Here is a 20,405-nt window from a genome sequence, read left to right on the forward strand (position 1 = left end):
CCTCAGGGCGTAGCGGGGCGGCGGCCCAGCGTCTGGCTGGTGACGTGGGTTTCGCGCAGGCGCCGTGCATGCGCCGCCAGCAGGTCGCCGCGGGTGATGATGCCGACCATGCGGTGGCCGCCATCCGCGCCCAGCACGATCAGGCGGCCCACATTCGCCTCGACCATGTGGTCGGCGGCTTCGCGCAGGCTGTGGTCCTCGCGCACCACCAGCGCGGGGCGCTTCACCAGCTCGCCCACCGTGCGGTCGCCGGCGATCTGCCGGTCGAGCAGGTCGCGGCGCGTGACCACGCCGCGCAGCGCGCCGTTGGCATCCACGACCGGGAAGCCCTGGTGCTGCGCCTGGACACCGCCGATCTCCAGCCATGCGCGCGTCGCCTCCAGCGTCTGCTCCGCCGGCAGCATCACCACCTCGCGCGAGCAGGCGTCGCGCACCAGGATGCGGTCGAGGTAATCGGCCGCGTAGTCGGCCGGCACGCGCACGCCGCGGCGCGCGATCTTCTCGGTCATGATGGTGTTGCGCATCAGCAGGCCGGAGATCAGATACGCGGCGGCGCAGCCGATCAGCAGCGGCAGCAGGCCGTGCGGTTCCTGCGTGGTCTCGAACGCGAACACCACCGAAGTGAGGAAGGCGCGCGAAGCGCCGGCGAAGATCGCCGCCATGCACACCAGCGCGGCCATGCGCGGATCCACGTGCAGCCAGGGCAGATAGGTGACGGCCAGCGTGCCGAACACGCCGCCGAGCGCACCGCCGATGGTGAACAGCGGCGCCAGCGTGCCGCCGGAGGTACCGCTGCCCAGCGAGATCGACCACGACACGAACTTGAGCAGGCATAGCGCCAGCATCGCGCCCAGGCCGAGCTGGCCGCCGAGCACCGCGCTGATATTGGTGTAGCCCACGCCCAGCGTGGTGGGCAGGACATAGCCGACGATGCCGGTGACCACGGCGCCGAGTGCCGGCCACCACATCCAGTGGATCGGCAGCTTCTCGAAGCCGTCCTCGATCGCATAGACCACGCGCGTGATGCCGACACTGAGTGCGCCGATGATCAGCCCCAGCACCAGATAGGCCAGCAGCGCCCGCATATCGGGCGCGGCCAGCGCGGGCATGGCGAACATCGCCTCGCTGCCTTCCAGCGCGAAGCGCACGCCGGTGCCCACCGCGGCGCCGAGCGCCACCGGAATCAGCGAGCGCGCGCGGCGTTCGAACAACAGCAGCTCCAGCGCCAGCAGCACCGCCGATACCGGCGCATTGAACACCGCCGCCATGCCGGCGGCCGCGCCCGCGGCAAGCAGGGTCTTGCGCTCTTCCGCGGTGACATGCAGCAGCTGGCCGACCAGGGAACCCAGCGCGCCGCCGGTGGCGATGATCGGGCCTTCCGCGCCGAACGGGCCGCCGGTGCCGATGGCGATGGCGGAGGACACGGGCTTGAGCCAGGTGATGCGCGGCGGAATGCGGCTCTCGTTGAGCAGCACCTGTTCCATCGCCTCGGGAATGCCGTGGCCGCGGATGGCGCGAGAACCGAAGCGCGCCATCACGCCCACGATCAGGCCGCCGATCACCGGAATGGCGATGACCCACAGGCCGAGATGGTTATCCGCGGGGCTGGAGAACTCGAAGCTCCAGCGGCCGTAGAAGGCGAGATTGGTGACCAGCCCGATCAGCCCGGTGAGCGCGCGCGCCACCAGGGCGACGAGCGCGCCCAGCAGCATGGCCAGCGCACCGATCCACACCACGCGGGTGCTGAGCGGCCGGAACCGGCGCGGCATATGGGCATCGGCGAGCGACGGGTCCAGCGAAGGGGCGAGCGGAAGCGCCGCACGCGAGTGCGGTTCTTGAGGCGTATACATGGGAAGGAACCCTGAGGAAGGCGTGCAGCCGCGCAAGGTTACGCAAAACGGCGGCGCGTAGCTGGCTGGAAAATGAACAGCGCCATCCGGTGGTCGCGGTGGTGCCTTGAGTGTGGGGCAGGCTGCGCAGGCGGCAGGGATTAGCCCCTCTCCCGACGGGAGAGCGTCGGTGTGAGGGTCGGGGCGGAGTGGGGCGTTGTACTCCGGCCGAACCCTCATCCGGCTGCCGCCACCTTCTCCCGAAAGGAGAAGGATTCGCTCTTGAGGATTGAGGGTCGCCATGCCAGATGAAATGCAGCAAGGCCGCCGCAACTTTCTGCGCACGGCTTCATTCGCGTCATTTGCACTCTATGCCCTGCTGCGCGAAGCACACGCGACGGAAGCGATTCCGCGTCGCGGCCTCTCGGCCCGCTACTGGATCGATCGCCAGGACGAGCTGGCCCACGCCCTGCGCGCCGGCACGGTCGCGCACATGGCCTGGCATGACGAGGTCAACCGCCTGGCGCGCGAAGTGGACGTGGCCGAACTGATGGCCGAAGCGATGCGCGCCCATGCCACCCGCAACGTGCCTTTCATGCGCGACCCGGTGAAACGCAGCCTGCGCTTCCTCGACGCGCAGGGCGAGCCGCGCCATCTCGCCTACGCCGCGGCGCTGTTCGAGTTCGGTCCGTCCAGCGTGATCACGCCGCACGCGCACCGGCACATGGCTTCGGCGCATATGGTGGTGGAAGGCAAGGTGCGCATCCGCACCTTCGACCGCATCGGCGAGGAAGAAGGCGCGCTGCGCATCCGTCCCACCGGCGATCACGTCGGCGGCATCGGCGACGCCGCCGCGATGACCACCGAGAAGGACAACATCCACTGGTTTACGCCGGCATCATCACGCGCGACGACGTTCGATGTGATCGTCGATGGCCTCGATCCCGGCCAGGACGCCTACCTGATCGAGCCGATCGACCCGCTGGGCGGCAAGCTGCAGCCCGATGGCAGCATCGTGGCGCCGCGGCTGAGCTTCGAGGAGTCGATGCGGCGCTACACGGCGCAGCGCTGAGCGTACGATGGCGCCTCCGCCCTCCCGCGAGACGCCGTCCATGAAGCTCGGCCCCGTGATTCCCGTCCTGCGCATGTTCGATATCGCCAAGGCGCGCGAGTTCTATCTCGACTTCCTCGGCTTCGCGGTGGATTGGGAACACCGCTTCGAGCCGGGCACGCCGCTGTACATGCAGGTATCGCGCGGCGATTGCGCGCTGCATCTGTCGGAGCACCACGGCGACGCCAGCCCCGGCGCGGTAGTGCGCATCGCGATCGACGATATCGACGCCCTGCATGCCGAGCTGAGCGCGAAGCAGTACCGCTATGGCCGCCCCGGCGTGGAAACCATGCCGTGGGGCCTGCGCGAGCTGGCGGCGCACGATCCGTTCGGCAACCGCCTGATCTTCTACGCGCAGCCGTAGCGCCTCAGTGCGCTGCGGCGACGGGCAACTCGCCGGTGACCTTGCCGTGCTCGTCCAGCGTCTGCACCTTGGGCGTGCCATCCGCCGCCACCATCAGCAGCAGGCGTGGGCGGCCCTGTGTGTCCATCATGCCCAGCCCGACGGTGCCGTCCTGGCCGCGGCCCATCGACAGGCGCGTCTTCGGCTTGCCGCCGTGCGAGGCGTAGAACGCCTCGATGCGTTTGGTCTGCTCTTCCGGCGGCAGGTTCTTGATCTGGTCCAGCAGCTGGATCAGCTCCAGGATGGGGAAGGGCGGCTGGTCGATCAGGGTGATGCGGTTGCTGTGCGCGTCGCCGTCCTGGCTCGCGTCCAGGGTCATGGTCTGGTCCTGCTCGTAGGCGTCGAACGATAGATGGCCGTAGCTCTGCCTGGTGCCATCGGCGCTCTTTTCGCCGCCGAAGATCAGGCCGCCGTTCTCGGTGCCTTCGTCATTGAGGAAGATCATGCCCGCGGTCTTGCGGCTGGGGTGCGGGTATTCCTTGTTCCTGATGTAGATACCCGGCGCCTTGTCGGTATTGGACACAACCAGCCGCAGCGTGCCGTCCGGTTCGCGGATATTGATGCGTTGCACGTCGAGCTGCTCGAGCGAAAGCTTTTTCGGTGCGTCGATGAAACCGCTCAGCACGGTGACGGCGAACACGGCGGTAAGCACGCCGGAATAGACGGTCAGGAAACGCTGGCTGCCGGACATCGCGGGACTCCTGAACTAAAAAGGCGGGGCCACGATGCTGTGGTCCCGCCCGCAAGAGAAACGTGATGGCTGCCGCGTCAGAAGACGCTGGTGGTCTCAGAAATGGATCACGGTGCGGATCGACTTGCCTTCGTGCATCAGGTCGAACGCCTCGTTGATGCGCTCCAGCGGCAAGTTGTGCGTAATGAACGGATCGAGCCGGATCTCGCCGTTCATCGCCTGCTCCACCATGCCCGGCAACTGCGTGCGGCCCTTGACGCCGCCGAACGCGCTGCCGCGCCACACGCGGCCGGTCACCAGCTGGAACGGACGCGTGCGGATTTCCTGGCCCGCGCCGGCCACGCCGATGATGACGCTCTCGCCCCAGCCCTTGTGGCAGGACTCCAGCGCGGCGCGCATCACGTCCACGTTGCCGATGCATTCGAAGCTGAAGTCGACGCCACCGTCGGTCAGTTCGACGATCACTTCCTGGATCGGCTTGGCGTGATCTTTCGGATTCACGCAGTCGGTGGCGCCCATCGCGCGCGCCAGTTCGAACTTGCCCGGATTGGTATCGATGCCGATGATGCGCCCGGCCTTGGCCTGCACCGCGCCCTGGATCACCGCCAGGCCGATGCCGCCCAGGCCGAATACGGCCACGGTGTCGCCGGGTTTCACCTTGGCGGTGTTGTGCACGGCGCCGATGCCGGTGGTGACGCCGCAGCCGAGCAGGCAGACCTTTTCCAGCGGCGCCTGCGGATTCACCACGGCCAGCGAGATTTCCGGCACCACGGTGTATTCGCTGAAAGTGCTGGTGCCCATGTAGTGGTAGACCGGCTCGCCGTTGTAGGAGAAGCGCGTGCTGCCGTCCGGCATCAGGCCCTTACCCTGGGTGGCGCGCACGGCCTGGCACAGGTTGGTCTTGCCGGAGAGGCAGAATTTGCACTGGCGGCATTCGGCCGTGTACAGCGGAATGACATGGTCGCCCGGCTTCACGCTGGTGACGCCTTCGCCCACTTCCACCACGATGCCGCCGCCTTCATGGCCGAGCACCGCGGGAAAGAGGCCTTCCGGATCGTCGCCGGAGAGCGTGAAGGCGTCGGTATGGCAGACGCCGGTATGAGTGATGCGGACCAGGACTTCGCCCTTGCGCGGCGGGGCGACGTCGATCTCGACGATCTGCAGCGGCTGGCCCGGTCCGAAGGCGACGGCGGCGCGTGATTTCATGGTGTGTGTCTCCAGCAAACGGCAACAAAGAAAGGGCAGGGCTTATTTCAGATAGGAGCGGACCAGCTCGGTCATCTCGCGCACGCGTTCGGCGCGGCGTTCGTCGGAGGCGGCGGGCGCGCCGAATTCCTCGCGGATATGCGCCTCCATCACCTCGGCCATCAGGCCGTTGACCGCGCCGCGCACGGCGGCGATCTGCTGCATCACCGGGGCGCAGTCGGCGCCGGCTTCCAGCGCGCGCTCCAATGCTTCGAGCTGGCCGCGGATGCGGCGCACGCGGCCGAGGACGCGCTTTTTTTCGGGGAGGGAGTGGGGCATGCCCGGGGTCCGGTATCTATACTGGGGTAGAGTATCTAGGCGGGCGCGGCGGGGGTCAAACACGAGGCCGATCTTTTCCGTTTTGGAAAAGCTGTCTACGCTTCGGGCTGCTATGTCGTCGCAAATCGAAAAGCTAGCATCTCCCTCATCGGCCGGCCGCGTCCCGCGGCGGCGACTATCGAGGTTGATCCCATGCTCCGCTCGCTCTGTGCGCTTTCGGCCGTCGCCGCCGTTTCGCTCGCCGCCGCTGCACCTGCCGAACCTGCGCTGCTGCAGCCGCGCGCCCTGATCGTCGACGGCAGCCTGCCGAAGGCGCAGGCCGAGGCGCAGATGCTGGCCGCGCGCCGCTACGACACGTTCTGGAATACCGGCGACGAAGCGCTGGCCAAGGCCGCGCTGGCACCGGGCTTCACCGACCGCACGCCACCGCCGGGCCGTGCGCAAGGGCTGGCCGGTCCGCTGGCGGCGTCGAAGACCATGCGCGCGGCGATCCCGGACCTGAGCTGCGAGATCGAGCAGATGCTGGTGGCCGGCGACCGCGTGGCGACGCACCTGCATTTCCGCGGGCATTTCACCGGGCGCTTCGAGGACACGCAGGGCCGCGGCCAGGCGATCGATTTCATCGCCACCGACATCTACCGCGTGGCCGGCGGCCGCATCACCGACAACTGGCATCTGGAAGACAACCTCACCGTGCTGCAGCAGCTGGGGCAGCTGCCGGCGCCGGGCAAGTCTTCCTGAGCGTTCCATGCACCTTTTTGCAACACCCTCTGCGACAGCATGGCCCGTTGCCGCGCAGCTTCCATCACCCGCTGATTTCCTTTCCGAGGTAAGCCCATGCACATCGATCTTTCCGGCAAGAACGCCCTGGTCACCGCCTCCACCGCCGGCATCGGCCTGGCCATCGCCACCGGCCTGGCGCAGGCGGGCGCCAACGTGATCATCAACGGCCGCCATCCCGGCACCGTGCAGGAGGTGGTCGACAAGCTGCGCAAGCAATTGCACGGCGCGAACATCGAAGGCGCGGCAGCGGACCTGTCCACCGCCGCGGGCGCAAAAGCGCTGACCGATGCGGTGCCCAGCGTCGACATCCTGGTCAACAACGCCGGCATCTTCGGGCTCGTTCCGTTCTTCGATATCGACGACGCGGAATGGGAGCGCTACTTCCAGACCAATGTGATGTCCGGCGTGCGCCTGTCGCGCCACTACATGCGCGGCATGCTGGAGCGCAACTGGGGCCGCGTGGTGTTCATCTCCTCGGAGTCGGGCCTCAACATCCCGGTGGACATGGTGCAGTACGGCTTCACCAAGACGGCGCAGCTGTCGATCGCGCGCGGCCTGGCCAAGGTGGCCGCGGGCAGCGGCGTCACCGTGAACAGCGTGCTGCCGGGACCGACCTTGTCCGACGGTTTCAAGGACCTGGTGCGCGAGCAGGCCGAGCGCGAAGGCAAGAGCTACGAACAGATCGGCGACGAGTTCGTCAAGGCGCACCGTTCCAGCTCGATCATCCAGCGCATCGCCAGCACGGAAGAAGTGGCGAACATGGTGGTGTACACCTGCTCGCCGCAGGCCTCGGCGACGACGGGCGCGTCGCTGCGCGTGGATGGCGGCGTGGTCGATACGATCTGAGTTTTCGCAGCCGTCCAAACAAAAACGCCCCGCGATGCGGGGCGTTTTTTTCAACGGCGGAAGCGGCGGATCAGCCCTTCTTCTCGGCCTTGTAGCGCTCGATGCCGCTCAGGATCTCCGCCTTGGCGTCGTCCGCATTGGCCCAGCCCTCGACCTTCACCCACTTGCCCTTCTCCAGGTCCTTGTAGTGCTCGAAGAAGTGGCCGATGCGCTCGAGCCAGTGGCCGGAGACTTCCTTGATGTCCTTGATGTGCGAGTAGCCGTTGAAGATCTTGGCCACCGGCACCACCACCAGCTTCTCGTCGGCGCCGGCTTCGTCGGTCATCTTCAGCATGCCGACCGGATGGCAGCGGATCACCGAGCCCGGCACCAGCGGCAGCGGCAGGATCACCAGCGCGTCCAGCGGGTCGCCGTCGCCGCCCAGCGTGCCCGGCACGTAGCCGTAGTTGCAGGGGTAGCGCATCGGCGTGGACAGGATGCGGTCGACGAAGATCGCGCCGCTTTCTTTCTCCACCTCGTACTTGACCGGCTCGGAATCCTTGGGGATTTCGATGATGACGTTGATTTCGTTCGGCACGTCGCGGCCGGCGGAGACGAGATGCAGACCCATGGTGATTCCTTGACTGGATAAGGCTTGGGGAGAGCTCGCAAGCATACGGCAAAGGCTGCTGCGTCGCAGCAGGCCGGGCCGGCGGGTTCAGGGCGGCGTCAGTGCCGCGGCGCGCTCAGCGCTGGTAGGGGCGCTCGCGCAACCACTTGGTGGCAATCCATTTTTCGCCCTTGAGCACCGGCAGGCCGGCGTGCAGCGAGCTCTGGTCGCCGGTGTCGTAAGCGAAATAGACGGCCGAACCGCGCAGGGCCGTGACGGTGAGGCCGGCCGCCGGAAAGCCGGTGCCGCCGCCTTCCTCGGGCGTGTTGAGGTACATCACGATGCTGGCGATGCGCTGGCCGCCGCGTGCGGTCACCGCGGTAAAGCCCGGCTGGGTGGGATCGAACCAGTCGAAATGCGGCTCGTATTCCTGGCCGGGCCGGTAGTGCAGCACCTGCAGGCCTTCGCCGTGATCCACCGGCAGATCGACCAGTTCCGCGATGCGCCGCTCGATGCGTTCGATCAGCGGCGTCTCGCCGAGGCTGAAGAACATGCCGTTGCTGGTGCGGCGCTCGTCGGTCTGGTGGCGGCCGGCTTCGTCCACGGTCAGCGAGCGGGCCAGGCGCGGCGAAGCGAGGCCGATCAGTGCTTCGCATTCGCCGTCGGTGAGCAGGCCGTCGAGCACGCGCACCACGGGGCTGTCCAGGCTGGTGCTGATGCGCACCGGATGGCCGTCCGCGATGCTGGACGGCGCGGCCGGATGCGTGGTGCGCTTCGCCCCGGCCCGCGGGATGGTGGCGTTCAATGCGGCCAGCGGCACGCCCAGCACTTCGGCCACCGCGCGGTGGCATTGCTGCTGGTCGTAGCCGGCTTCCTGCATCAGCTTGACCACTTCCAGCGGCGTGTGGCCGCCGCGGGACGTGGCCAGGATCCAGTCGCGCAGTTCGGGGCGGGTCTTGTGGAAGGATTTCATGCGATATCGACTGGACGGGGCGGTGAGTAGGTTGGGGTGAGCACAGCGAACCCCAACGCGGCGATGACCATGCCAGACCCGTTGGGGTTCGCCTTCGGCTCACCCTACTTCAGATGCTCCCACAAGTACGTATAGCCCAGCGCATTCATGAAGGCCGACTGCTTGTTGTCCGCCGCCGCGCCATGGCCGCCTTCGATGTTCTCGTAGAAAGCGGCGTCGTAGCCCAGCCCCGCCAGCTTCGCGTACATCTTGCGGGCATGCACCGGACCGACGCGGTCGTCGCGCGTCGAGGTGGTGAACAGCACCGGCGGATACTTCTGTCCGGCCTTGGCATTGGTGTAGGGCGAGAAGGCCTTGATCCAGGCCCATTCCTCCGGCTTGTCCGGATCGCCGTATTCGGCCATCCACGAAGCGCCGGCGGACAGATGCGTGTAGCGCTGCATGTCCAGCAGCGCCACCTGGCTGACGATGGCGCCGTACAGCTGCGGATACAGCGTGAGCATGTTGCCCATCAGCAGGCCGCCATTGCTGCCGCCCATCGCGCCCAGGTGTGCCGGTGAAGTAATGCCGCGCTTGATCAGGTCCTGCGAGACCGCGGCGAAATCCTCGTAGGCGCGCAGGCGGTTGGCCTTGAGTGCCGCCTTGTGCCAGCGCGGGCCGTATTCGCCGCCGCCGCGGATATTGGCGATCACGTACACGCCGCCCTTGTCCAGCCAGGCTCGGCCCACGCTGCCGCTGTAGGCCGGCTGCAGCGAGATCTCGAAGCCGCCATAGCCGTACTGCAGGGTGGGGTTCTTGCCGTCGGCCTTCAGGTCCTTGGAGGCGATCTCGAAGTAGGGCACGCGCGTGCCGTCCTTGGAGGCCACGAAATGCTGGCTGACGCGGTACCTGGAGGCGTCGAAGAACGCCGGACTGTGCTTGATCGCCTGCGGCTCGCCGCTGCCGAGCGTGCCGGCGTACAGCGTGGTCGGCTGCAGGAAGCCGCTGACGGTGAGGAAGTAATCGTCGCTGTCGTCCGCGTCGATGCCGGTCGCGGCGATGGTGGAGAGCTCCGGCGCGCCGCCCAGGCTTTCGCGTTTCCACGCGCCATCCTGCTGCGTGAGCACCTCCAGGCGGTTCACCACGTTGTCCATCACGTTGAGGATCAGGTGATGGCGCGTCCACGAGTGGGCGTCCAGCGCGGTGCTTTCGGTGGGTTCGAACAGCACGGTGAGCGGCAGCTTGCCGTCCCGGTACTTGCCGGCCATGTAGTCGTCGAACTTCGCCGCCAGCAGCGAGCCGGATTTGTAGGTCTTGCCGCCCAGCGTCCAGTCGCTGCGCGGCGTGACCAGCAGCCATTCGCGCTGCACGTCGGTGCTGGCGTCGCTGGGCACGTCGATCTTGACGAGCTTGCCGTCCTTGCCGCGCAGGAAAGTCTCGCTGTCGTAGAAGGCGATCTGGCGGTGCACGAAGTCGCGCTCGAAACCGGGCGTGTGATCGCGCTCGGCGGAGATGCTCATGTCCTCGTGCTTGCCTTCGTATACGGTGGCGGCCGACGACAGCGGCGTGCCGCGCTTCCATTCCTTGACGATGCGCGGATAGCTGGAGGCGGTCATCGAGCCGGGGCCGAAATCGGTGGCCACGTACAAGGTGTCCTGGTCTTTCCAGGTGACCTGGGTCTTGGCCTCGGGCAGGGCGAAGCCGTCCTTGACGAACTGCTTCGAGGCCAGGTCGAACTCGCGTACCACGTCGGCGTCGGCGCCGCCGCGCGAGAGCATCAGCAGGCAGCGCTTATTGGCCGGCTTCAGGCAGTCGGCGCCGTGCCACACCCAGTTTTCTTGCTCCGCCTTGGACAGCGCGTCGAGATCGAGCACCGTCTCCCAGGCAGGCTGTTCTTTTGCGTACTCGGCGGGCGAGGTGCGCCGCCACAGGCCGCGCGGGTGTTCCTTGTCACGCCAGAAGTTGTAGTAGTGGTCGCCGATCTTCGCCACGAACGGAATGCGCGCGTTGGAGTCGAGCACTTCCAGGATGCGCGCGTCGAGCTGCTTGAACTCGGGCGTGTCGGCGTATTTCTTTACCGTCTCGGCATTGTGCTGGCGCACCCAGTCGAGCTGTTTCGCGCCGTCGATGTCTTCCAGCCACAGGTTGGCGTCGGTGGCGGGAGGCGTGGCGGCGTGGGCGATGCCGGTCATGGAAAAGGCCATCAGGAGGGAAAGGGCGAGCTTGTTCACCGTGATTCCTTGCGGGGGAGGCGGTCGGACCATTCAAGCAGTTCGCCATGGAACACGAAACCGGCCCGCGACGCAAAAAAAAGCCGCCGGGAGAACCGGCGGCACTCGGGGAGACCCGAAGACCTCGGCGCCATGCCTGGCGCCGGGCTCGGTTGTTGTGTAATGCCTTTCGCTTAGAAGTCGTAGCGCGCGGTGATGCGGAAGTAGCGCGGGTCCGACACGTTCAGTTCACGCAGGTAGAGCTGGTTCGGCGTGTTGCGCGAGCTGGTCTCGTAGCGATAGTTGTAGGCCGTGGCCACCTGGCGGTTGAGCACGTTGATCACGTCCAGCTGCAGGGTCAGCTCCTTCAGCCAGGCCGGCGAATAGGCCACGTTGAGGTTCAGCTGGTAGGTCCACGGCGCCGAGCCGTGCGAGCCGCGCGGCGAGAAGGCGTAGTCCGCGGCCGCCGGCTTGTAGCCCGCGCTGCCCGGAGCCGTACCCGAACCGGACAGGCCGCAGAACCAGTAGGCCGCACCGCTGTACAGGCCCTTGTCGGCCGTCGGGTAGTGGCTGGTGCAGTTCTTCGGACGGCCCGAGGCGGCGATCAGCGACGCGCCGAAACGCCATTCCTCGGTGGCCTGGAAGTAGCCGAACGCCTTGATCTGGTGCTTGCGGTTGTTCGGCAGCAGGCCGTTGGAGCCGACCATCAGCTGCGGCAGGTCCCAGTCCTGGGTGGTCGACACGTCGGCCTGGCCGCCGTTGCCGGTATCCAGGTCGGAGGCCAGCTGGCCTTCGGTGTTGCCGTAGTTGCGCGAGTAGGTGTAGTCGACGCGGCCGTACCACTTGTCGGCGAACGGATGCTCCAGGAACAGGTCGAGCGCGTAGTACTTGCGCTTGAGTTCGGGCAGGCCCAGCTGCTCGCGGGTGTAGGTGACGGCCTTGAAGCTGCCGTCGGCCTGTTCCTGCAGGAAGGTGTTGGTGGTGCCCGGGTTGAACAGGAAGCAGGCGCCGCCCAGCGCCGGGGCGCAGGTGTCGTCGATCGCGCTGCGCAGCTTGCGGTAGGTAAGCTTGGCGCCCCAGTTGTAGGTCGGGGAGAGCTGCTGCTCCATGCCGGCGATGTACTCGTCCTGGTAATGCGACTTCAGGCCCTTCGCCGCCACGGTGCGCGGATCCGGCGCCGTGCCGCACTCCAGGTTGCTGGAGATGGCATTGGTGTTGCCGCAGGTGTAGCCCTTGCTGCGGTCCACCGCGACCGCGGTCAGGCCGGTCGGCGCGCCGGTCTTCGGGTCGACGCCGGTGTAGGTGTAGTACTCGTTGGTGATCAGCGAGCCGGAGGCGCCGCGCACCGCCACGTTATTGGGCATGGCCAGGTGATAGCGGCCGGCGTTGGCGAACAGCTTCAGCGAGGAATCGCCGTAGACGTCCCAGGCCGCGCCGATGCGCGGGGCGAGCTGGTGGCGCTGGCGCGCATAGGCCTCGCCGTTGCCGTTGTAGTTGGTGAACTGCTCGTTGCGCAGGCCCAGCGAGAGCAGCCAGCGGTCGGAGATCTGCCAGCGGTCCTCGATGAACTGGGCCTGCTGCTCGGTCTTCACCTTGGCGTTCTGCGTGTTGTAGGCGCGCGAGACGAAATAGCCCTGCGTGCCCAGGCCGCCGGCCGAGGCCGGCGAGGCGACGCCGTGGCTGGCATCGATGCCGATGGTCGGGTCCTTCTGCCAGCCGTACACCCAGGCGTAGCCGCCCGGATAGGACGAGCCGGTGAGCGATTCGGCCGTCTGCGCGTCGTAGCCGGCACGCAGGGTGTGGTCGCCGAGGCGGTACTCGACGTCCAGGCGCCAGCCGTGGGTCTTGTCGTTGGCGCCCGGGATCAGCAGCGAGGTCACCGCGCCCTGCTGGCAGGCGTTGTAGGTCAGGCCCGGGGCCTGCACCGTCGCCGAGGACGAGATGTACGGGCAGTTCGGGTCATAGCCGAACGGCTGCTGCAGATGCTCGAGGTTCTGCTTGCCGACCAGCGCCGACACGGTCAGGTCGTCGGTGACGTAGCTGGTGTACTTGGCGATGTACAGGCGGCTGCTGTCCTTCTGGTGCACGCCGCCGTTCTTGACGTTGCCGTGCGAGGAGTCGCCGTAGTTGAACGCGTAGCGGCTGGAGTCGTAGACGATGTTGTCCTGGACGCCGGTGAATTCCAGGATGTTGCTGTCGGTGATGTTCCAGTCGATCTTCGCCGTCCAGCGCGGCATCTTGTAGGTGTAGTCGTTCCAGCCGGTCTTGGCGGTGGTGCTGGACGAGTTGGAGAACGAAGCGACGGCGTTGCCGCTCTGCTTGGTCATCTCGCCGTCGACGTAGAAGAACAGCTTGTCCTTGATCAGCGGGCCGCTGAAGTAGGCGCCGTAGGTGTTGTACGAGTACTGGTTCTTGTTGCGGTACCAGTACAGCGTGCCGTCGGTGGGCGTGGCGCTGCCGGGGCCGTAGTAGCCGGTCTTCGGGAAGTAGTTGTTGCGCGGGTTGGCGCGCAGCGCTTCCGGACGCAGGATGGCGTAGACGCCGCCCTTCCACTGGTTGGAGCCGCGCTTGGTGACGATGTTGATCACGCCGCCGGTGGAGCGGCCGAACTCGGCGCCGTAGCCGCCGGTGAGCACCTGCTCCTGGTCGATCGCGTCGAACGGCAGGGTGGTGGCGCCCAGCGACTGCAGCGGGTTGGTCACGGCATAGCCGTTGATGTAGTACGCGTTCTCCGACGAAGCCGCGCCGCCGAAGCTCGGGATGTTGCCGAAGCCGGTGGTGCTGTAGCTGGAGTTCTCCACCACGCCCGGCGCGAGCAGGGCGGCGGCGCCGACGCTGCGCGCGATCGGCAGCTTGTTGAGCTGCTCGGAGGTGAGCACGGTGCGCGTGTCCACCGAGGACACGTCGATCGCCGGCAGCGCGGAGGCCACCACCGACACGCCCTCGAGGTTCTTCGCGTCGCCGCCGGCCGCGGCCGCCGCGCCGAAGGACACCTCGGTACCGCTGGAGATGGCGACCACGATGTTGTCGCGGGTGCTGACGGAGGCGCCATTGTTCTGCAGCGTCACCTTGTACTTGCCCACCGGCAGGGTGGAGAAGCGGTAGCGGCCGCTGTCGTCCACGGTAGCGGTGCGGCTGAAGCCGGTCTCGGTGTTTTCGGCGACGACCGTGGTGCCCTGCTTGGCGGCGATCTGGCCGAAGATCGAGCCGGTGGTGTTGGACTGCGCGAGCGCGCCGGTGCTGGCGAACGCGAGGCCCATGGCGAGCGTCAGTGCGGAATAGCGCAGCGAACGCGCCGCCGTGAAGGTGGTGATGGTCATTACAACAGACTCCCCCAGAGATGAATTCGAAAGGCGCGGGTGCGGGCCCGCGCGGTCAAAAGGGGACGCACTCCGGCGGCAGCAGGCCGCAAGAACCTGCTCCGGTTCCTCCCCAGGAACCAGAAATGCGCGTCGGATTGCGTTTCCCCCGTGGCCGGATGACTTCCGGCCTAGATCGGTTCTAGCGAAGACTTACGAATGGGTCAACACGTTCGTAACAAAAAACGTATAGGTATTTTTCACATTGCTGCGACGTCAATGATTTACAGAGACATGCGCGGCCGTAGGGCCTTGCGCGACGATCGCTGAAACTTACGCCGGACTTGCTGCCTGCTTGCGTGAACGTGACGGGCAAAGAAAAAGCGGCCCTTGCGGGCCGCTTTTTCTGTATGGACGTCCGAAGTTTAGACGTCTAAATGGATGGCGCCGGATTCAGAGCAGCGGGATCAGCAGCAGCGCCACGATGTTGATGATCTTGATCAGCGGATTCACCGCCGGACCCGCCGTGTCCTTGTAGGGATCGCCCACGGTGTCGCCGGTGACGGCCGCCTTGTGCGCGTCCGAGCCCTTGCCGCCGTGGTGGCCGTCCTCGATGTACTTCTTGGCGTTGTCCCAGGCGCCGCCGCCGGTGGTCATCGAGATGGCCACGAACAGGCCGGTGACGATGGTGCCGATCAGCACGCCGCCCAGCGCCTGCGCGCCGGCCTCGGCGCCGCCTAGCCACTTGAAGCCGAACACCACCAGCACCGGCACCAGCACCGGCAGCAGCGAGGGCACCAGCATTTCCTTGATCGCGGACCTGGTCAGCATGTCCACCGCGCGCGAGTAATCCGGCTTGGTGGTGCCTTCCATGATGCCCTTGATCTCGCGGAACTGGCGGCGCACCTCTTCCACCACCGAACCCGCCGCGCGGCCGACGGCTTCCATTGCCATCGCGCCGAACAGGTAGGGGATCAGGCCGCCGATCAGCAGGCCGATGATCACGTAGTGGTTGGAGAGGTCGAAGCGGAAGTCGCTCACGCCCAGGTGCTGGCTGAGGTTGTGCGTGTAGTCGGCGAACAGCACCAGCGCGGCCAGGCCGGCCGAGCCGATGGCGTAGCCCTTGGTCACCGCCTTCGTGGTATTGCCGACGGCGTCGAGCGGGTCGGTGACGCCGCGCACTTCCGGCGGCAGTTCGGCCATCTCGGCGATGCCGCCGGCGTTGTCGGTGATCGGGCCGTAGGCGTCCAGCGCCACCACCATGCCGGTCATGCTCAGCATGGCCGTGGCCGCGATGGCGATGCCGTACAGGCCGGCCAGCGCGAACGCGCCCCAGATCGCCGCGCACACCGCCAGCACCGGCAGCGCGGTGGACTTCATCGACACGCCGATGCCCGCGATGATATTGGTGGCATGGCCGGTGGTGGACGCCTGCGCCACGTGGCGCACGGGGCCGTATTCGGTGGCGGTGTAGTACTCGGTGATCACCACCATGGCGCCGGTGAGGGCCAGGCCGATCAGCGCGCAGCCGTAGAGCTTGCCCACGCCGTAGGCGGATTCGGACATCAGCTGGCTGGTGATCGGCCAGAACGCGATCGCCGCCAGCACGGCGGACACCGCCACGCCGGCGTACAGCGCATTCATGATCTTGCCGCCCGGCCGCGAGCGCACGAAGAAGGTGCCGATCACCGAGGCGATGATCGAGGCGCCGCCCAGCAGCAGCGGGAACAGCACGCCGTTGGCGCCGGTCTGCTCGGCCATCACGCCGCCCAGCAGCATGGTGGCGATCAGGGTCACCGCGTAGGTCTCGAACAGGTCGGCCGCCATGCCGGCGCAGTCGCCGACGTTGTCGCCCACGTTGTCCGCGATCACCGCCGGATTGCGCGGGTCGTCCTCGGGAATGCCCGCCTCGACCTTGCCGACCAGGTCGGCGCCGACGTCCGCGCCCTTGGTGAAGATGCCGCCGCCCAGGCGCGCGAAGATCGAGATCAGCGAAGAGCCGAAGGCCAGGCCGACCAGGGCGTGCAGGGCGCGCATGCCCTCGTAGCCCAGGTGGCGCAGCACCGCGTAGTACGCCGCCACGCCCAGCAGCGCCAGGCCGACCACCAGCATGCCGGTGATCGCGCCGCCGCGGAACGCGACGTTGAGCGCCGCGGCCAGGCCGCCGCGCGCCGCCTCGGCCGTGCGCACGTTCGCGCGCACCGAGACATTCATGCCGATATAGCCGGTGGCGCCCGACAGCACCGCGCCGATGGCGAAGCCGATGCCCGTGCCCCAGTCCAGGGCCAGGCCGATGACGATGAAGAGCACCACGCCGACGGCGCCGATGGTGGCGTACTGCCGGTTGAGGTAGGCCCGCGCACCTTGCTGGATCGCCGCGGCGATCTCCTGCATGCGCTCGTTGCCCGGTGATTTCGCCAAGATCCAGCGCACCGAGAGCGCGCCATACAGAACTGCCACGACCGCACATGCAAGCACGATCCACAAGCCATACTGCTGCAGCATCGAAGCCTCCCCATCCCGGTTGTAGTGACCGCCCTTTGCGGGCGGGTCCGGCGAGTATAGGCAGAGGTCGGCGAGGCTTCTGTTGTGCGACGCAACGCGCAGGCCATGACGATTGCATCCGCGCAAGAAAAAGGCGGTGTCCGTAGACACCGCCTTCACCAAGTTCCTTCCCTGGCCGCGCGTGCCGCTTAGTTGAGCACCATGTCCAGGATGATGCCGGTACCGATGGCGACCAGCAGATAGCCGCCATCATCGCGCACCCAGTGATAGCCGTACGGCGGCGGGCGCAGGCGGTAGTAGCGGTAGTCGTTCACCACGTAGACCGGGCCGTAGTAGCGCTCGCCGCGCGCCCAGCGATGGTGCGGGCGGTAGTAGCCGCCGTGGTAGTAGCGGCGGTCGTCGTGCCAGCCGCGGTCGGGGCCGCGCCAATGGTCGTGGCGGTCCCAGTCGCGGCGGCCCCAATCCCGATGACCGTCCCTGCGTTCCCAGTTGCCATGGCCGCGGTCGCGGTCGTAGTGGCCATGGCGGTCGCCGCGGTCGTGCCCGCGGCCATGGTCGTTGTCGGCCAGCGCGGCGCCGCTGCCGAGCAGCAGGCCGGCGGCGAGGAACAGGCTGCCGAGGAACTGTTTGCCGAAGAACTGTTTGCTTGGCGTCTTCATATGCGCTCCTCCCGACGGACTGCCGTCGTTAGGAAAGATCGTAGAAAGCTGCGTCTGAACGCCGAGGCTTATTCGTCACAGGATCTTCATCTGGCGGTCAGCCGTGTCACCGCCACGACACCGTTGTTCTATCGAATTGAAATGATTGATTTGAAATAAGATTTCTTCTGAGCTGCAGCAGCGGGACGGCCGCTGCCGTGGTCGCCGGCGAGTGCGCCGGCTGGCCCGGCGCCGCGCCGAGGCGGCACGCGACTTCCGCCACCGGATCGAGGACAGCCGCGGCATGGTCGAAGCCGGCATGGGGCATGGCCCTGGCCGCAGGCACTGCAGCGCATCGTGGAAGGCGCCGTGGAGGTGTCGCACGGTGACGGGAATCAGCGCGAACAGTCGCGGCAGTCCGACCGCATCGGTGAGATCGGCGTTGCCGTGCGCCATGTGATCGAGACGATCCGCCGGAACACGGTCCTGGTGAAGGGAGCCGGCACGGCCCCGCAGGAGCGGATGGACAACCTGCGCCGGCCGGTCGGCTTGTTCCATGTCGCTGGCGAAATGGCCGATGCGGAAGCGTGACGCGGCTCGCGCGCCCTTGCCGAAAGGCGTACAGGCGCTCGCAAGACCTTGTGGCAAGCTGCGCCCCATGAAGCGGCCAGTGAAAAGCTTTGCGCACAGGTGGCCGGGGCGGCTCGCGCTGTCCTGCCTGCTGCTGCCGTGGGCCGCACAGGCGTTTTCCCCGCCGGAACGCCTGGAATGGCATGGCCGCACCTACGACGTGCTGGGCGATCCGCTGGCCCAGCACTACGCCGGCCGCGAGCGGCCGCGCTTCATGCCGGCGCCGTTGCGCAGCGCCACCGACGACGAGCGCGGCTATACCGGCCGCTGGCGCCTGGAAGACGACCGCCTCTACCTGGTGGACATCGATACCTGGCTTTGCATCGACGCGGCCGTCTATGCCGGCGAATGCCATCGCGCCACGCTGCCGGAACTGTTCGGCGTGGCGCCGGGCAAGCCGGTGTTCGCCGAGTGGTATAGCGGCGAGCTGGTGCTGCCGGATGCGGTATCGTCGCGCGCCATGGAGCGGACCATCCGCATCACATTGAAGGCGGGCAGGGTGACGCGTATCGAGACGGTCGACGAGAAGCAGCCGGCGGGCAGGGATCGCTGAGTGTTCCTGCGCGTTATCGGCGTGATGGCCGTATTGGCTGGATTGCTCTACATCGCTTTCGCGGCCGCGCTGTACTTCAACCAGCGCGGCATGATCTACCACCCCGAATTCAGCTGGCGCGTGGCGCATGCGCCGGACCTGGTGCTGGTCAACCAGGGCGTGACCTTGCGCGGCTGGGTGGTGAATCCCGGCAAGCCGCGTGCGCTGCTGTATTTCGGCGGTAATGGCGAACGGGTCGAGGATGCGCGCGAGGAGCTGGCGCGGTGGTTTCCCGAGCGCACCGTGTATCTGCTGCCGTATCGCGGTTATGCGGCTAGCGAAGGCGAGCCGACGGAGCCGGCGCTGGTGGCCGATGCGCTTGCCTGGTTCGACCGGGTGGCGAAGGACCACGTTTCGGTGGCCGTGCTGGGGCGCAGCCTGGGCAGTGGCGTTGCGGTGCAGCTGGCGGCGCGGCGGCCCGTTGAGCGGCTGGCGCTGGTGACGCCGTTCGACAGCCTGGTGCGTGTGGCGCAGGGCTTCTATCCGTGGTTTCCGGTCGACTGGCTGGCACGCGATCGCTTCGATTCCTGGCGTTATGCGCCGCAGGTGCGTTGCCCGGTGCTGATCGTGCGCGCCGGCGAGGATCAGCTGATGCCGGCCGAGCGCACTGCCGCGCTGGCGGCCAGCTTCGCCACGCCGCCGCTGCTGCAGGTGGTGCCGGAGGCGGGGCATAACGATATCCAGGACTATCTGGCGTACCGCGCCAGCCTCACGCGTTTCTTTCCGTAGCGTGCGGACACTTCAAATCAAATTGATTTGAAGAACCCGTTCAATTCAATTTGATGTGATTAAGCGGAATGGAAGCATTCAACTCCATTTGAGTTGAAGAAGGGGCTCAACTCAAATGGAGTAGCCATTCGCGCAGCGCCGCGAGTGCCGGGTCGCTTTCCGCGGCCGGCGGATACACCAGCTGGTAATCCATCCCATCCAGCGCCGGCCCGAACGGCTGCACCAACGTGCCACGTGCCAGTTCGTCGGCCACGAGCGCGGTGTTCAGCAGCGCCACGCCCTGGCCGGCGATCGCCGCATCGATCGCATGAGTCTCGTCACTGAAAGTAACGCCGCGCGCAACATCGAGCGTGCGCAACCCCGCCGCCCGCTGCCACGCCGCCCAGTCCGGCGGCTCCCGAAAACTCGGCTGCCATTGGAAATGCAGCAGCGGATGGCGCGCGAGATCCTTCGGCGTGCGCAGCTTCAGTGCAGGGCTGCACATCGGCGCGAACTGCGTATGCAGCAGCGGTTCGTTGCGCAGGTCCCGATAAGGCCCCTTGCCGTAGCGGATCGCCGCGTCGATCTGCTGCGCGGCGAAATCCACCGGCTGCGTCGACGCATGCAGGCGCAGGTCCAGCTCCGGATGGCTGGCCTGGAACGCCGCCAAGCGCGGCACCAGCAGCCGCGCAACAAAAGCCGGCGTGGCGGAAACCGTAAGCATCCGCCGCCGCCTGGGCCGCAGCAGCGGCGCCACCGCTGCCGCCATCAGGTCGAAGCTCTCGCGCAAGGCCGGAAACAACAGCCGGCCTTCCGCCGTGAGCGTCACCTTGCGCACCTGCCGTTCGAACAGCGCCACGCCGAGCAGGCGTTCGAGCTGGCGGATCTGATGGCTCACCGCCGTGGCGGTAACGGAAAGCTCTTCCGCCGCCATCCGGAAACTCTGGTGGCGCGCGGCCGCCTCGAATGCCCTCAGCGCGCTCAGGGGCGGCAGGCGGCGGGCCAAAGATGAATTCAGCTCATCCATCGGGTGAGAAACCATCGTTTTTCAGGGTAAGAAAGCCTCCCTAGCATGCGCCTCATTCTCCATCCCGT

At 67.0% G+C, this 20,405-nt stretch carries 18 protein-coding genes; 7 read left to right on the top strand and 11 right to left on the bottom strand.

Annotated features, from left to right (window positions below):
* Positions 1-2: 2 nt before the first annotated feature.
* Entirely contained in the window at positions 3-1,769 is a 1,767-nt protein-coding gene (locus tag FHW84_RS10900) for a chloride channel protein (protein ID WP_167255419.1), read from the bottom strand.
* 361 nt (positions 1,770-2,130) lie between these two features.
* On the opposite strand from FHW84_RS10900, the gene FHW84_RS10905 reads away from it, so the two are divergent.
* Both FHW84_RS10905 and FHW84_RS10910 read left to right on the top strand, forming a co-directional pair.
* Positions 2,131-2,901, top strand: coding sequence for a hypothetical protein (locus FHW84_RS10905; protein WP_167255327.1), 771 nt, complete (start codon positions 2,131-2,133; stop codon positions 2,899-2,901).
* Between the two features lie 40 nt (positions 2,902-2,941).
* The gene (locus FHW84_RS10910) at positions 2,942-3,304 is read left to right on the top strand and encodes a glyoxalase superfamily protein (RefSeq protein ID WP_167255329.1); all 363 of its coding nucleotides are present in this window, start codon (positions 2,942-2,944) and stop codon (positions 3,302-3,304) included.
* A 4-nt stretch (positions 3,305-3,308) separates the two neighbouring features.
* Here the strand turns inward: FHW84_RS10910 and FHW84_RS10915 are convergent, their stop codons facing one another.
* The 3 genes from FHW84_RS10915 to FHW84_RS10925 all read right to left on the bottom strand — a co-directional run bounded on the left by FHW84_RS10915 (position 3,309) and on the right by FHW84_RS10925 (position 5,558).
* Positions 3,309-4,034, bottom strand: coding sequence for a hypothetical protein (locus tag FHW84_RS10915; RefSeq protein ID WP_167255331.1), 726 nt, complete (start codon positions 4,032-4,034; stop codon positions 3,309-3,311).
* Positions 4,035-4,130: 96 nt separating this feature from the next.
* Entirely contained in the window at positions 4,131-5,240 is a 1,110-nt protein-coding gene (locus FHW84_RS10920) for an S-(hydroxymethyl)glutathione dehydrogenase/class III alcohol dehydrogenase (protein WP_167255333.1), read from the bottom strand.
* 42 nt (positions 5,241-5,282) lie between these two features.
* Positions 5,283-5,558, bottom strand: a complete 276-nt coding sequence (locus tag FHW84_RS10925; RefSeq protein ID WP_167255335.1) for a metal/formaldehyde-sensitive transcriptional repressor — start codon at positions 5,556-5,558, stop codon at positions 5,283-5,285.
* A 192-nt stretch (positions 5,559-5,750) separates the two neighbouring features.
* Here FHW84_RS10925 and FHW84_RS10930 point away from each other — a divergent pair, with 192 nt between their 5' ends.
* A complete protein-coding gene (locus tag FHW84_RS10930) occupies positions 5,751-6,299 on the top strand; it encodes an ester cyclase (RefSeq protein ID WP_167255337.1) in 549 nt (182 codons plus the stop codon).
* 96 nt (positions 6,300-6,395) lie between these two features.
* Positions 6,396-7,187, top strand: a complete 792-nt coding sequence (locus tag FHW84_RS10935; protein ID WP_167255339.1) for an SDR family oxidoreductase — start codon at positions 6,396-6,398, stop codon at positions 7,185-7,187.
* Positions 7,188-7,257: 70 nt separating this feature from the next.
* Here the strand turns inward: FHW84_RS10935 and ppa are convergent, their stop codons facing one another.
* The 6 genes from ppa to FHW84_RS10965 form a co-directional block, all read right to left on the bottom strand.
* On the bottom strand, positions 7,258-7,797 hold the full coding sequence (gene ppa / locus FHW84_RS10940; RefSeq protein ID WP_167255341.1) for an inorganic diphosphatase: 540 nt from the start codon (positions 7,795-7,797) through the stop codon (positions 7,258-7,260).
* 115 nt (positions 7,798-7,912) lie between these two features.
* Positions 7,913-8,749 (bottom strand): 2OG-Fe(II) oxygenase, encoded by an 837-nt coding sequence (locus tag FHW84_RS10945; RefSeq protein ID WP_167255343.1) that lies wholly within the window; start codon positions 8,747-8,749, stop codon positions 7,913-7,915.
* A 104-nt stretch (positions 8,750-8,853) separates the two neighbouring features.
* Positions 8,854-10,959, bottom strand: a complete 2,106-nt coding sequence (locus FHW84_RS10950; protein WP_167255345.1) for a prolyl oligopeptidase family serine peptidase — start codon at positions 10,957-10,959, stop codon at positions 8,854-8,856.
* 173 nt (positions 10,960-11,132) lie between these two features.
* Positions 11,133-14,258 carry a TonB-dependent receptor gene (locus tag FHW84_RS10955; RefSeq protein ID WP_208399740.1) on the bottom strand — a complete coding sequence of 1,042 codons (3,126 nt, stop codon included), beginning with the start codon at positions 14,256-14,258 and terminating at the stop codon, positions 11,133-11,135.
* 432 nt (positions 14,259-14,690) lie between these two features.
* Positions 14,691-16,742 (bottom strand): sodium-translocating pyrophosphatase, encoded by a 2,052-nt coding sequence (locus FHW84_RS10960; RefSeq protein ID WP_167255347.1) that lies wholly within the window; start codon positions 16,740-16,742, stop codon positions 14,691-14,693.
* 188 nt (positions 16,743-16,930) lie between these two features.
* Entirely contained in the window at positions 16,931-17,401 is a 471-nt protein-coding gene (locus tag FHW84_RS10965) for an RcnB family protein (protein ID WP_167255349.1), read from the bottom strand.
* Positions 17,402-17,737: 336 nt separating this feature from the next.
* Here FHW84_RS10965 and FHW84_RS10970 point away from each other — a divergent pair, with 336 nt between their 5' ends.
* The 3 genes from FHW84_RS10970 (at position 17,738) to FHW84_RS10980 (ending at position 19,331) form a co-directional block, all read left to right on the top strand.
* Positions 17,738-17,971, top strand: coding sequence for a hypothetical protein (locus tag FHW84_RS10970; RefSeq protein WP_167255350.1), 234 nt, complete (start codon positions 17,738-17,740; stop codon positions 17,969-17,971).
* 67 nt (positions 17,972-18,038) lie between these two features.
* Positions 18,039-18,563, top strand: coding sequence for a hypothetical protein (locus FHW84_RS10975; RefSeq protein ID WP_167255352.1), 525 nt, complete (start codon positions 18,039-18,041; stop codon positions 18,561-18,563).
* Positions 18,564-19,331, top strand: coding sequence for an alpha/beta hydrolase (locus FHW84_RS10980; RefSeq protein WP_343203591.1), 768 nt, complete (start codon positions 18,564-18,566; stop codon positions 19,329-19,331).
* Between the two features lie 106 nt (positions 19,332-19,437).
* Here FHW84_RS10980 and gcvA read toward each other — a convergent pair whose 3' ends face one another.
* Positions 19,438-20,337 carry a transcriptional regulator GcvA gene (gene gcvA / locus FHW84_RS10985; protein WP_167255354.1) on the bottom strand — a complete coding sequence of 300 codons (900 nt, stop codon included), beginning with the start codon at positions 20,335-20,337 and terminating at the stop codon, positions 19,438-19,440.
* Positions 20,338-20,405: the final 68 nt, after the last annotated feature.

It is taken from the genome of Dyella sp. SG562, from assembly GCF_011759495.1.
Lineage (GTDB): Bacteria > Pseudomonadota > Gammaproteobacteria > Xanthomonadales > Rhodanobacteraceae > Dyella_D > Dyella_D marensis.